This window comes from Streptomyces sp. NPDC030820, assembly GCF_055572075.1.
Genome location: NZ_JBVIEB010000010.1, coordinates 356,174 through 368,138 on the forward strand (window position 1 = coordinate 356,174; position 11,965 = coordinate 368,138).

Below are 11,965 nucleotides of genomic sequence, written 5' to 3' on the forward strand. Positions count from 1 at the left end.
ACAGCCGCTCCGTGTCCACCGGCCGCGCCGGCGCACGCGCCGCCCCGGACGCGGTCGCCGCGCTCCTGCCGCAGCCCTGAAACCCTTCGGCGGTCCGCTCGTTCCGGGTGAACATCAGCGAGGTCGGCCTGCTCGGACATCCGCTCGGCGCGGGCTCGGTCGCCGGACCGAGCGGGAGATCGCCGCGACACGCACCGCGAGCGCGCGGCTTCCCGAACCGTGTTGCAGATGACGGCCCGTCAGAAGACGGGCGCGCCCGCACCGGCGGGCGCGAGGTCTTCGGTGAGCCCGAGAAGCTCGGCGAAGTGACCGTCGAGTGCGACGGCCCCGGTGTGCGTGCGGCGCTGAGCCGGCACGGCGTCGCGTTCGTCGAGGTGCGCGGCACGGTCGCGCCGAGCTGCCGCTGCCGGAGCCGAGACCGCGCGAGGAGTTCGCAGCCGTGCTCGGCGGCAACGCGGCCCGCGTCCGCGGGTTCGACCTCGCCCTCCTCGACCCCGTCGCGGCGCAGGTGGTCCGGGTGTGGTGAGGCAGGACGTGCGTCGGTCCTCGACCTGTCCGGCAGCGACCGGCTCGGGCTGTTCGACGGGTCCGGCGGCCCTGAAGGTGCCATCCTCGGTCCTGTGACCGAACCAACCCACGAAGAGACCCACGGGGGCGCGCTCGGCTCGCGGCTGAACTGGCTGCGGGCCGCCGTGCTCGGCGCGAACGACGGCATCGTCTCCACCGCGGGCATCGTCGTCGGCGTGGCCGGGGCCACCCAGAGCCGGTCCGCCCTGCTCACCGCCGGACTGGCCGGCCTGCTCGCCGGGTCGATGTCCATGGCCGCCGGCGAGTACGTCTCCGTCTCCACGCAGCGCGACTCCGAGGTGGCCGCGCTGGCCGTGGAGAAACGGGAGCTGCGGGAGCAGCCGGAGGCCGAGTTGCAGGAGCTGACCACGTTGCTGGAGGAACGCGGACTGTCCCACGAGGTGGCCCGGGAGGCCGCCGAACAGCTCACCGCGCGGGACCCGCTCAGGGCCCACGCGCGTGTGGAGCTCGGTATCGACCCGGAGGACCTGACCAACCCCTGGCACGCGGCCTGGGCGAGCTTCCTGGCCTTCACGGTGGGCGCGCTGCTGCCGCTGCTGGCCATCGTCCTGCCCCCGGCCGGCTGGCGGCTGGGTGTGACCGTCGTGTCCGTCCTGGCGGCGCTCGTCCTCACCGGCTGGAAAAGCGCCCGGCTCGGCGCTGCCGACCCGAAACGCGCGGTGCTGCGCAATGTGGTGGGCGGGGCGCTGGCGATGGCGGTCACCTACGCGGCGGGCAGCCTGCTGGGCGCGGCGGGGGTCTGACACGCGGGCCGGGGACCCTGGGCGCGCAGGCCGGGCCGGCGACGGCGTACCGTGAGCCGCGCTCGACCACCCCCCGAGCGCCCCGCACCGACCGTCTAGGCCGTCCGGGAACGTCCGGGAACTCACCCGCGGCCAGGGCCGCACGCCGTCGTAGAGGCCGTCGGCACCGAGCAGTCCATGCGGACGGCCGTCAACATCACCCGCGACGGCGGCGCGATCGGCTTCGTGGGCGTGCCGCACGATCGACCCCTCGCCGGTGTTCGGCATGACCGTCGACATCGAGGGAGTGCCCGAGGGCCACAAGGCGATGGACGAGCGCACCGCCCTCAAGGCCCTGGTCACGGGCGACCGGTGACCCGCTAGGTCCAGCGGATCGGCAGCGGCAGCGCCGTGAGCAGACCCGAGACCGCGACCACCGCGCCCAGGGCGATCAGCTCGGCCCGAGCGGGCGGGTACGCGGTCAGTGGGTCGGCGGCGCGGCGCAGCCGGATCCGCGCCCACAGGGCGAGCAGTGCGACGGCGGCGACCAGGATCACCTTGGCCAGCAGGGTGCGTCCGTACGCCGTCGTCGTCAGCTGGTCCAGGATCGTGGCCGACGGCATACGGCGCAGCGCACTGCACACGCCCGTCGCGGTGATGGCGGCGAGCAGGACCGTCGCCACGCGCGCGTAGCGGCCGAGCAGCGCGGCTCCGGCCGGATCGCCGTGCCACAGCCTCAGCAGCCGCAGGGCGTGCAGCAGACCGCCGGTCCACAGCGCCGCGCACGTCAGGTGCACCAGCGTCAGACCCGAGCCGGCCAGCGGGCTCTGCTCGGTCGTCGGGTGGGCGCGCAGCGCCTCGGCGACCACCACCGCGGCCAGCGGCCACACCTGGGCCGCCGGGCGCCTCAGGAACGCGCACAGGGCCGCCAGCACAAAGGCGTTGACCTCCAGCAGGGCCAGCCGGCCGTCGCGGGAGCCGTACAGCCCGCCGACGTCGATCTGGCCGAGGCGGTGCGGGACCAGATTGCCGGCGGCCACCACCGAGGCGAGCGCCAGCGCGGCGACGAAACCGGCGGCGGTCGCGAACAACGCCCAGCTGCACGGCCGTTCGGGCGGGACACCGGGCAGACGACGGGCGAGCCGGTGCACGAACAGCTCACCGAGGGGCACGCTCAGAGCGGCGAACAGCACCGCGCGCAGCAGGCCGATGCCGCCGACCCCCGGCGCGGCGGCCTCCCCGGTGCCGTGCAGCGCCGCCGACGGCCCGAGCAGGGGGATCAGGGCGCCCAGCGCCACCAGGACCAGGAGCGCGACGGCCCGGCCGGTGCCGGACCGCCGTGCCGAGCCCTCCGCGTCGGTCACCTCGGCGGTCGGTCGTATCAAGCTCACCCCGGGATCTTCGCCAGCCGCCGCAGAACCGGGCAAGTCCCGGAAAACAACTGGCAGTACGGAATTCCACGCATACATACGTTTCCGGCCGCCCGCGCGCTCACCTGTTTCCGGCCGCGAGCACTCACCGCCAGCGGGCGCTGTCCGACCCCCACGGCACCGGAGGCCGCGCCCAGTCGGCGGGACCGCCCGCGAAGGACACGGGCGGCAGCGCGTGCCGCAGCCGGCCGAGCGGGCTGTCCGTCTCGGCCAGCCAGGCGTCCGGGCCCTCGTACGGCGCTCCCGTGGCCGCGCTCGGCCGGATTTCGGCGGTCAGCCAGTGCGCGGTCCTGGCCAGCGCCAGCCGCACCACCCGGCCGCCCCCGTCGTACGACTGCTCGGTCAGCGCCCGCAGTACGGCCGCCGCCAGGAGATAGCCGGTGCCGTGGTCCAGCGCCTGCGCGGGCAGTGCGCCGGGCTCCTCGGCCGAGCCCTCGGTCGCGGCGATGCCCGTCGCGACCTGCACCAGGCTGTCGAAGCCGCGCCGCCCGCCCCAGGGGCCGTACGCGCCCCACGCCGACACCTGCGCCACGACCAGTCCGGGCCGGCGCGCGACCAGTGCCTGCGGCGAGAGCCCGAACCGGTCCAGGGCGCCCGGCCGGTAGCCGGTGACGACGACGTCCGCCGCGGCCAAAAGCTCCTCGAAGGTGGCGCGGTCGGCGGTGAGGTCGAGCGTCGCCGACCGCTTCCCGAAGCCCGTGTCGGCGTGCTGGTCGGGGAGTTCGGGCAGCCAGGGGGCGTCCACGCGGAGCACGTCCGCGCCGAGCAGGGCTAGGGTGCGGGTGGCGACCGGGCCGGCGAGGACCCGGGTCAGGTCCAGCACGCGCAGCCCGGCGGCGGGCAGCAGGGGAGCGGCGGCGGGATCGAGCGGGGTGAGCACGCGCGCGTGCGGGGAGCCGAGGCGCTCGCGCTCGACCAGCGGGCGTGCGGCCACCTCGGCGGCCTGCCCGGTGGCCGCCCACTCCTTCGGGCTGCGCAGGGCCACCGCGAGTCCGCCGGCGCCGTACACCGCCTGCTCGACCTCCCCAGCGGACCGCTCGGCGAGCCGGCCGGCCACCGCCTCCGGCGTGGCGTCCGCCGGCAGGCCCAGCGCGCCGAGCAGCCGGGCCCGGTGGTGCGGATAGTTGGCGTGGGTGCGCACCCAGCCGTCGGCCGTCCGCCAGAACCGCGACAGCGGCGCGAAGACGACCGGTGGCCGCCCGTCGACCAGCAGGTGCCGTTCGCTGTGGAAGGCGGCCGCCACGGCGCCGTCGTCGACCCGGACGGTGGGCACCTCGGCGAGCCCGGCCCGGCGGGCCGCCAGTTCGGCGGCGGCCAGCGCACAGGCGCCGACGCACGCGCGTGCCAGCTCCCGCACGGGAAGCCGCGCCGGAAGGGCGCCGGGGCGCTCGACCGTCGTCACCCGGGAGACGAGAGCGGAGTCGCCGCCCAGTGCGGACCATGCCACCTCGATGTCAGTAGTCATGACCACACTATGCATTATTGATTCATCAACATTGATTGAATCAACTCTGGCCGATCGTGCAGTAACAGGTGGGTGGCCGGAGCACGCTCCCGCCACCCACCCCTGACCGGGCCATACTTGGTCACCGCGGTTGCGCGGTGACTTGACCGGCTACTTGACTGCGCGCAGCGCGTTGACGACGCCGAAGCCGTAGAAGCCGTTGACGCGCTTGCCGCCGACGCAGGTCGCGTCCACGACCCCGTCACCGTTGCCGTCGTAGGGCTCGCTCGGGCAGCCCGGGTTGTCCGCCTCGGCCTTCAGCAGGGCCTGCAGCTCGGCCGGAGTGGCGTTCGGATGGGCGGACTTCAGCAGCGCGGCCACCGCGGCCACGTGCGGGGACGCCATCGAAGTGCCCTGCAGGAAGCCGTACTGGTTGTTCGGCAGCGTGGACAGGATGCGGCCGTTCTTCGACGGCGTGTCCGGGATCTGGTACTTGTCGCCGCCCGGCCCCGCCACGTCGATCACGCCCAGGCCGTAGCTGGAGTAGTAGGACTTGGCGCCCTTCACGCCCACCGCGCTCACCGTCACCACACCGGGCAGCTGGGTCGGCACGTCGAAGCACTCGTGCGGGTCGACCGTGCGGGTCGTGGCCGTAGAGTCGTCGGGGCTGGAGGCGTCCGTGAGCGCGTGCGCGTCCAGGTCGTCGTTGGAGTTGCCCGCGGAGGCCACATTGAGCGTGCCCCTGCTCTGTGCATAAAGCTGTGCCCTGTTGACCGCGTCAACGATGGCACGTTGATCCGGATCATCCATGCAGTTGTAGAGCCACGGATCAACGTAGTAGCTGTTGTTGGTGACCTGGATGCCGTGGTCGGCGGCGAACACGAAAGCGCAGACCACGCTCTCCGGGTAGAACAGCTGCGTCGAGTCCGGCTGGGCCACCGTGATGCTCGCGACCTTCACGCCCGGCGCCACACCGGCCACGCCTATGCCGTTGCGGGCCGCGGCTATCTCGCCGGCCACATGGGTGCCGTGGTAGTGGGCGGCGTCCGCCGGGCGCCACGCGCCGTACGTCGTGTCCGCCTTGCCGCTCACGCAGTTCGCCGACTGCGAGGCGGAGAAGTTCGGGGCGATGTCCGGGTGGGTGTCGTCCACGCCCGTGTCGATGACACCGACGGTCACGCTGCTGCTGCCCGGGTCGATCCGCGCGGCCTGGTCGGCGCCGATCGCCCGCAGGTCCCACTGGTCCGCCTCCAGGGGCTCCTCGCCCGGGGCCGCGGCCTGGGCGAGCTTCGCGGCCTCCGCCTTCGACAGGAGCTGCACCGCACCCTCGTCGGTCGTCCCCGTGGCACTCAGCGGCGCGGTACGCGTGGCGCCCGCCGAGTCCACCCCGCGCACCGCACGCATCAGCGCGGCGAAGTCCGGGTTCGCGGAGTGGGCGACGATCACGCCGATCCTGTCGTAACTGGCCACCACCGAGCCGCCGTTGCGCAGGATCTCCCGCTGCACGGACTCGATCGTACGGTGATCCGTACGGGTGTTGACCACGTACGCGAGGTTCGGTCCGTCCGCCACCCGCGCCGCCCCGACCGCGTCGGGCGCCGCGGAGGCCGCCGCCGGCAGGAAGCCGAGCGAGGCGGTCAGCGACAGCACGACGGGCACGGCGAGCGCGAGCCGGCGTCTGGAACGCAGATGAACCATGGGATCTCCACATCATCCGGATACGAAACCGCCCGAGACACAGATGGTGCTCGGGCAGGTGCATGACGCGTGGTGCAGGCAGAACCTAACCCCACGGCTCACCGCTCAGCAATGACTTGGCAATGGCTCAACAAGACCGCTTGCGAAACAACTCATAGGACTTGAACCGGTCCTTGCGTGGCGCCGTGGACCTTGGGCAGGGAGCGCCAGCACGATCGAGCGCCCCGTTCGTCATCGCTTCCGCAACGCGAGGAGACCCCGTGGCCACCGAGACACCGCCCCCCGCCACACCGGGGGCCCCACTTCCCTCCACCGAGGAGTTCGCCGAGGTGCAGCAGAGCGCGGAGTTCGGCGCACTGCGCCGCGCCCACCGCTCGTTCGCCTTCCCGCTGGCCGTCGCCTTCACCGCCTGGTACCTGCTGTACGTGCTGCTCTCCAACTACGCGGGCGGCTTCATGGGCACCAAGGTGGCCGGCAACGTCAATGTGGCCCTCGTCCTGGGCCTCGCCCAGTTCCTCACCACCTTCCTCATCGCCTGGTGGTACGCACGGCACGCCGCCACCCAGCTCGACCCCAAGGCGGAGGCCATCAAGTCCCGGATGGAGGGCGGCGCATGAGCCCCGCGATCACGCTGGCCGCCGGCGAGGCGAGCGACCACCGGACGCTGATCGTCACCCTGTTCGCGGTGTTCGTCGCCGCGACCCTCGTCATCACCGTCTGGGCGGGCCGCCAGACGAAGAACGCCGCCGACTTCTACGCCGGCGGACGCCAGTTCACCGGCTTCCAGAACGGACTCGCCGTCTCCGGCGACTACATGTCCGCCGCGTCCTTCCTCGGTATCGCCGGCGCCATCGCCCTGTTCGGCTACGACGGCTTCCTGTACTCCATCGGCTTCCTCGTCGCCTGGCTCGTCGCCCTGCTCCTGGTCGCCGAGCCGCTGCGCAATTCCGGCCGCTACACCATGGGCGACGTGCTGGCCTACCGCATGCGCCAGCGGCCGGTCCGCACGGCCGCCGGCACCTCCACCATCGTGGTCTCGATCTTCTACCTGCTGGCCCAGATGGCGGGCGCGGGCGTCCTCGTCTCGCTCCTGCTCGGCATCACCAGCGACGGCGGAAAGATCGGCATCGTCGCCCTGGTCGGCGTGCTGATGATCGTCTACGTCACCATCGGCGGCATGAAGGGCACCACCTGGGTCCAGATGGTCAAGGCGGTGCTGCTGATCGCGGGCGCCCTGCTGCTGACCTTCCTGGTCCTGCTGAAGTTCCACTTCAACGTCTCCGACCTGCTCGGCAAGGCCGCCGACAACAGCGGCAAGGGCTCGGCGTTCCTGGAGCCCGGTCTGAAGTACGGCGCCACCGGCACCACCAAGCTGGACTTCATCTCGCTCGGCCTCGCCCTGGTCCTCGGCACCGCGGGCCTGCCGCACATCCTGATCCGCTTCTACACGGTCCCGACCGCAAAGGCCGCCCGTAAGTCGGTCATCTGGGCGATCGGCCTGATCGGCACCTTCTACCTGATGACCCTCGCACTCGGCTTCGGCGCCGCCGCGCTGATCAAACCGGCCGAGATCATCGCCTCCAACAAGGCGGGCAACACCGCGGCACCCCTCCTTGCGCTGCATCTGGGCGGCGTCGACTCCAACTGGGGCGCGATCCTGCTCGCCACCATCTCGGCCGTCGCCTTCGCGACGATCCTGGCGGTCGTCGCGGGCCTCACCCTGGCCTCGTCGTCCTCCTTCGCCCACGACATCTACGCCAACGTCATCAAGAAGGGGCAGGCCACCGAGAAGCAGGAGGTCGGCGCGGCCCGCTGGGCGACCGTCGGCATCGGCGCGGTCTCCATCCTCCTCGGCGCCCTGGCCCGTGACCTGAACGTGGCCGGCCTGGTCGCCCTCGCCTTCGCGGTCGCCGCCTCCGCCAACCTGCCGACCATCCTCTACAGCCTGTTCTGGAAGCGGTTCACCACCTCGGGCGCCCTGTGGTCGATCTACGGCGGCCTGGTCACCGCGGTCGGCCTGGTGCTGTTCTCCCCGGTGGTCTCCGGCAGCCCGGCCTCGATGTTCCCCGGCGTCGACTTCCACTGGTTCCCGCTGGAGAACCCCGGCATCATCTCCATCCCGGTCGGGTTCCTGCTCGGCGTCGTGGGCACCCTGCTGTCCAAGGAGGTCCCGGACGCCGGCAAGTACGCCGAACTGGAGGTGCGGTCCCTGACCGGCACCGGGGCGCACTGACATTCGTACGACGGCCGCGTCGTACAGGGACTGTACGGTCCTACGACGCGGCCGTGCCGCACCTCGTCGGATCGGGCCGCTGTCGTTGTCAGTGGTGTCACGTACTCTCGCAGTGACGGAAAATAAGTGATCCGGGATCGAGGGAGGGGGCCCACGTGCTCATCGACACCTACGGCCGGGTGGCCACCGACCTGAGGGTCTCGCTGACCGACCGCTGCAATCTGCGCTGCACGTACTGCATGCCCGAGGAGGGCCTGCAGTGGCTGGCGAAGCCCGATCTGCTCACCGACGACGAGATCGTCCGCCTCGTCGACATCGCCGTGCGGATGCTCGGCATCGAGGAGGTCCGCTTCACCGGCGGCGAGCCCCTGCTGCGCCCCGGCCTGGTCGGCATCGTCGAGCGCGTCGCGGCCCTCGCCCCCCGCCCGCAGATGTCCCTCACCACCAACGGCATCGGCCTCAAGCGCACCGCGACCGCGCTGAAGGCGGCCGGCCTGGACCGGGTCAACGTCTCCCTGGACACCCTCCGCCCCGACGTCTTCAAGACCCTGACCCGCCGCGACCGCCACAAGGACGTCCTCGCAGGCCTTGAGGCCGCCCGCGAGGCCGGTCTGACCCCCGTCAAGGTCAACTCGGTCCTGATGCCGGGCGTGAACGACGACGAGGCCCCCGACCTGCTGGCCTGGGCCGTGGAGCACGACTACGAACTGCGGTTCATCGAGCAGATGCCGCTGGACGCCCAGCACGGCTGGAAGCGCGAGGGCATGGTCACCGCCGGGGACATCCTGGCCTCCCTGCGCACCCGCTTCGACCTCACCCCCGAGGGCGCCGACGAGCGCGGCTCGGCCCCGGCAGAACGCTGGCTTGTGAACGGCGGCCCGCACCGGGTCGGCGTCATCGCCTCGGTCACCCGCCCCTTCTGCGCGGCCTGCGACCGCACCCGCCTCACGGCCGACGGGCAGATACGCACCTGTCTCTTCGCGACGGAGGAGACGGACCTGCGGGCGGCTCTCCGCAGCGACGCCCCCGACGAGGAGATCGCCCGCATCTGGAAGCTGGCGATGTGGGGGAAGAAGGCGGGAGCGGGCCTGGACGACCCCTCGTTCGTGCAGCCGGACCGGCCGATGTCGGCGATCGGCGGCTAGGCTCCTGCAGGGTCTTCCCAGTCGGCGAACTTCACGACGTCCTTCAGGAAACCCCGTACCCCGAGGAACTGCGAAAGATGCTCGCGATGCTCCTCGCACGCGAGCCACGTCTTGCGCCGCTCCGGCGTGTGGATCTTCGGGTTGTTCCACGCCAGCACCCACACGGCAGCGGCACGGCAGCCCTTGGCGGAGCAGATCGGCGTCTCGTCACTCACGGGTTCGTCTTCGGTTCGTCGTACAGAAAGGGCCGGAACAAGGCGACGCCGAGCAGCCACGGGGGGAGCTGCCCGGCGTCGGTCCGTCGCTCCGACGGGGGATGCGGAGCGCGTACGCAGTATGTCACGGCTACCCCATCGCCCGGCACTGGAACTACAGGATCGATCTGAGCTTTTCTTGAGCTTGACGGGCGACGGCGTTCCGCTTCCGTCGTATCGGCAACGGTCACATCGGGTCGGACCGCTCGCCACCCGCCCCCGTCGGATGAGCCGCCGCATCCTCCGGTACGGATTCCGCATGCGCCTCCTCCGCCCGCGGCGGCGTGATCATCGGCCGCGTCGGAGCGGTGATGAACGTGGAGGGAAGGGACGGCGGCCGCTCCCGGCCGGCGTTCGCGATCACCACGGCGATATAGGGGAGCAGCGCTCCGGCGACGAGCGCCACGACGGCGACGTACCGTTCGACGTTCCACAGGGAGACCGCGAGGATCACCGACACCGTGCGGATCGTCATCGAGATGACGTACCTCCGCTGCCGGCCCCGTACGTCCTCGGCGAGTCCCGTCCGGGCTCCGGTGATCCGGAACACCTGGACGTTGCCGCCGTGCTGTTTCCGCATCACATTCCACCATCCGCCCACATCGGCTCTCCCCGACCCTTTACGTTACGCCGCGGCTGCGCCGCCCACGAGACCGGGTCGCCCGCTGCCTGCGGTAACGCCACCGGCCGTACCGCGCACGGGGGAACCCGACATGCGCCGTACGGCCCACCGACCCACACTGGCCGTAATGCTCACGTCGAGCCGTACGAGGAGGCAGCCATGGGCTGGTTGTGGGCCGTCATCGTGGGATTCGTGCTGGGCCTGATCGCCAAGGCGGTCATCCCGGGCAAGCAGCACAGCCCGCTCTGGCTGACCACCATCTGCGGCATGCTCGGCGCCATCGTGGGCAACGCGGTCGCCCGCGCCGTCGGCGTGGCGGCGACCCCCGGCATCGACTGGACCCGGCACGCCTTCCAGCTCGTGGCGGCGATCATCATCGTCGCAGCGGTGGACGCCCTGTACATGGCGACGCTGGGCAAGCGGAAGCAGGAGAGAGCCGGGGCGTGAAAACCCGCTGAGCGGGGACGCCCCGAAAGGGGCGCGGGGCTGTGTTCTCCCCACGCCCCCACGGCGCTAAGCGGAAACGACCTCCACCGCGGCCAGGTTCTTCTTCCCCCGCCGCAGCACCAGCCACCGCCCGTCCAGCAGATCCCCGGACAAGGGCACCGCGTCCTCGGAGCCGACCTTCACGTTGTTCACGTAGGCCCCGCCCTCCTTCACGGTCCGCCGCGCAGCGGACTTGCTGGCGACGAGCCCGACCTCGGCGAACAGGTCGACCACCGGACCCAGCTCGGCGACCTGGATGTGCGGCACCTCGGACAGCGCCGCCGCCAGCGTCCGGCCGTCCAGCTCCGCCAGCTCACCCTGCCCGAACAGGGCGCGCGACGCGGCGACCACCGCGGCCGTCTGGTCCGCGCCGTGCACCAGCGTCGTCAGCTCCTCGGCGAGCGCACGCTGCGCGGCCCGGGCCTGCGGCCGCTCCTGTGTCTGCCGCTCCAGCTCCTCGATCTCCTCCCGGGACCTGAAGCTGAAGATGCGCAGGAACTTCGAGACGTCACGGTCGTCCGCGTTCACCCAGAACTGGTAGAACGCGTACGGCGTCGTCATCTCGGGGTCGAGCCAGACCGTGCCGGACTCGGTCTTGCCGAACTTGGTCCCGTCCGCCTTGGTGATCAGCGGGGTGCCCAGCGCGTGCACCACGGCGTCCTGCTCGACCCGGTGGATGAGGTCCGTGCCCGACGTGAGGTTGCCCCACTGGTCGCTGCCGCCCGTCTGCAGGGTGCAGCCGTACCGCCGGTAGAGCTGCAGGAAGTCCATGCCCTGCAGGATCTGGTAGCTGAACTCGGTGTAGCTGATGCCCGCATCGGAGTTCAGCCGCCGGGAGACGGCTTCCTTCGCGATCATCTTGTTGACCCGGAAGTGCTTGCCGATGTCCCGCAGGAACTCGATGGCCGACAGGCCCTGGGTCCAGTCCAGGTTGTTGACCATGACAGCGGCGTTCGGCCCGTCGAAGTGCAGCAGCGGCTCGATCTGGGCGCGCAGCCGGTCCACCCAGCCGGCCACGACCTCCGGCGCGTTCAGCGTGCGCTCGGCCGTCGGCTTCGGGTCGCCGATGAGACCCGTGGCGCCGCCGACCAGCGCCAGCGGCCGGTTACCGGCCTCCTGGATGCGACGCATCGTGAGGATCTGCACCAGGTTGCCGAGGTGCAGGCTGGGCGCGGTCGGGTCGAAGCCGCAATAGAACGTGACGGGGCCGTCCGCGAACGCCTTGCGCAGTGCGTCCTCGTCCGTGGAGAGGGCGATGAGCCCACGCCACTTCAGCTCGTCGACGATGTCCGTCACGGTTCTCGTGTCTCCTTGATGATCTTCGGGCAGTCGGGTGACACCCG

At 71.6% G+C, this 11,965-nt stretch carries 11 protein-coding genes and 1 pseudogene; 6 read left to right on the forward strand and 6 right to left on the reverse strand.

The annotated features are described in order from the left end of the window. Positions 1-620: 620 nt before the first annotated feature. Both ACZ418_RS28100 and ACZ418_RS28105 read left to right on the forward strand, forming a co-directional pair. Positions 621-1,331: a VIT1/CCC1 transporter family protein gene (locus ACZ418_RS28100; protein WP_468368230.1), complete on the forward strand. Its 711-nt coding sequence runs from the start codon at positions 621-623 to the stop codon at positions 1,329-1,331. Positions 1,332-1,443: 112 nt separating this feature from the next. Beyond that, positions 1,444-1,686, forward strand: a pseudogene (locus ACZ418_RS28105) (zinc-binding dehydrogenase); the annotation flags it as partial. Positions 1,687-1,690: 4 nt separating this feature from the next. Here the strand turns inward: ACZ418_RS28105 and ACZ418_RS28110 are convergent. The 3 genes from ACZ418_RS28110 to ACZ418_RS28120 all read right to left on the reverse strand — a co-directional run bounded on the left by ACZ418_RS28110 (position 1,691) and on the right by ACZ418_RS28120 (position 5,882). Next, a complete protein-coding gene (locus tag ACZ418_RS28110; protein ID WP_468368233.1) occupies positions 1,691-2,701 on the reverse strand; it encodes a CopD family protein in 1,011 nt (336 codons plus the stop codon). A gap of 124 nt (positions 2,702-2,825) precedes the next feature. Then, positions 2,826-4,205 carry a CoA transferase gene (locus ACZ418_RS28115; protein ID WP_468368236.1) on the reverse strand — a complete coding sequence of 460 codons (1,380 nt, stop codon included), beginning with the start codon at positions 4,203-4,205 and terminating at the stop codon, positions 2,826-2,828. A 150-nt stretch (positions 4,206-4,355) separates the two neighbouring features. After that, positions 4,356-5,882, reverse strand: coding sequence for a S8 family peptidase (locus ACZ418_RS28120; RefSeq protein WP_468368239.1), 1,527 nt, complete (start codon positions 5,880-5,882; stop codon positions 4,356-4,358). Positions 5,883-6,142: 260 nt separating this feature from the next. On the opposite strand from ACZ418_RS28120, the gene ACZ418_RS28125 reads away from it, so the two are divergent. From ACZ418_RS28125 to moaA, 3 genes are all read left to right on the forward strand, one after another. Beyond that, positions 6,143-6,499 (forward strand): DUF485 domain-containing protein, encoded by a 357-nt coding sequence (locus tag ACZ418_RS28125; protein WP_468368241.1) that lies wholly within the window; start codon positions 6,143-6,145, stop codon positions 6,497-6,499. Next, entirely contained in the window at positions 6,496-8,115 is a 1,620-nt protein-coding gene (locus ACZ418_RS28130; RefSeq protein WP_468368244.1) for a solute symporter family protein, read from the forward strand. The genes ACZ418_RS28125 and ACZ418_RS28130 overlap by 4 nt, the downstream gene beginning before the upstream one ends. A gap of 155 nt (positions 8,116-8,270) precedes the next feature. Then, the gene (gene moaA, locus ACZ418_RS28135) at positions 8,271-9,260 is read left to right on the forward strand and encodes a GTP 3',8-cyclase MoaA (RefSeq protein WP_468368247.1); all 990 of its coding nucleotides are present in this window, start codon (positions 8,271-8,273) and stop codon (positions 9,258-9,260) included. On the opposite strand, the gene ACZ418_RS28140 is transcribed toward moaA, so the two are convergent. Together ACZ418_RS28140 and ACZ418_RS28145 are read right to left on the reverse strand one after the other, a co-directional pair. Next, positions 9,257-9,475, reverse strand: coding sequence for a hypothetical protein (locus tag ACZ418_RS28140; protein WP_468368250.1), 219 nt, complete (start codon positions 9,473-9,475; stop codon positions 9,257-9,259). The genes moaA and ACZ418_RS28140 overlap by 4 nt on opposite strands. A gap of 226 nt (positions 9,476-9,701) precedes the next feature. After that, on the reverse strand, positions 9,702-10,094 hold the full coding sequence (locus tag ACZ418_RS28145) for a DUF3099 domain-containing protein (protein ID WP_468368253.1): 393 nt from the start codon (positions 10,092-10,094) through the stop codon (positions 9,702-9,704). A gap of 201 nt (positions 10,095-10,295) precedes the next feature. Between ACZ418_RS28145 and ACZ418_RS28150 the strand changes: the two genes are divergently transcribed. Then, positions 10,296-10,583 carry a GlsB/YeaQ/YmgE family stress response membrane protein gene (locus tag ACZ418_RS28150; RefSeq protein ID WP_468368255.1) on the forward strand — a complete coding sequence of 96 codons (288 nt, stop codon included), beginning with the start codon at positions 10,296-10,298 and terminating at the stop codon, positions 10,581-10,583. Between the two features lie 66 nt (positions 10,584-10,649). On the opposite strand, the gene tyrS is transcribed toward ACZ418_RS28150, so the two are convergent. Beyond that, on the reverse strand, positions 10,650-11,918 hold the full coding sequence (gene tyrS, locus ACZ418_RS28155; RefSeq protein ID WP_468368258.1) for a tyrosine--tRNA ligase: 1,269 nt from the start codon (positions 11,916-11,918) through the stop codon (positions 10,650-10,652). Positions 11,919-11,965: the final 47 nt, after the last annotated feature.

What these genes read in the sequence shown, in the direction of transcription:
- ACZ418_RS28115 (WP_468368236.1), bottom strand. Translation starts at nt 4,205, where the DNA reads ATGACTACTGACATCGAGGTGGCATGGTCCGCACTGGGCGGCGACTCC.
- ACZ418_RS28120 (WP_468368239.1), bottom strand. Translation starts at nt 5,882, where the DNA reads ATGGTTCATCTGCGTTCCAGACGCCGGCTCGCGCTCGCCGTGCCCGTC.
- ACZ418_RS28130 (WP_468368244.1), top strand. Translation starts at nt 6,496, where the DNA reads ATGAGCCCCGCGATCACGCTGGCCGCCGGCGAGGCGAGCGACCACCGG.
- ACZ418_RS28145 (WP_468368253.1), bottom strand. Translation starts at nt 10,094, where the DNA reads ATGCGGAAACAGCACGGCGGCAACGTCCAGGTGTTCCGGATCACCGGA.
- ACZ418_RS28150 (WP_468368255.1), top strand. Translation starts at nt 10,296, where the DNA reads ATGGGCTGGTTGTGGGCCGTCATCGTGGGATTCGTGCTGGGCCTGATC.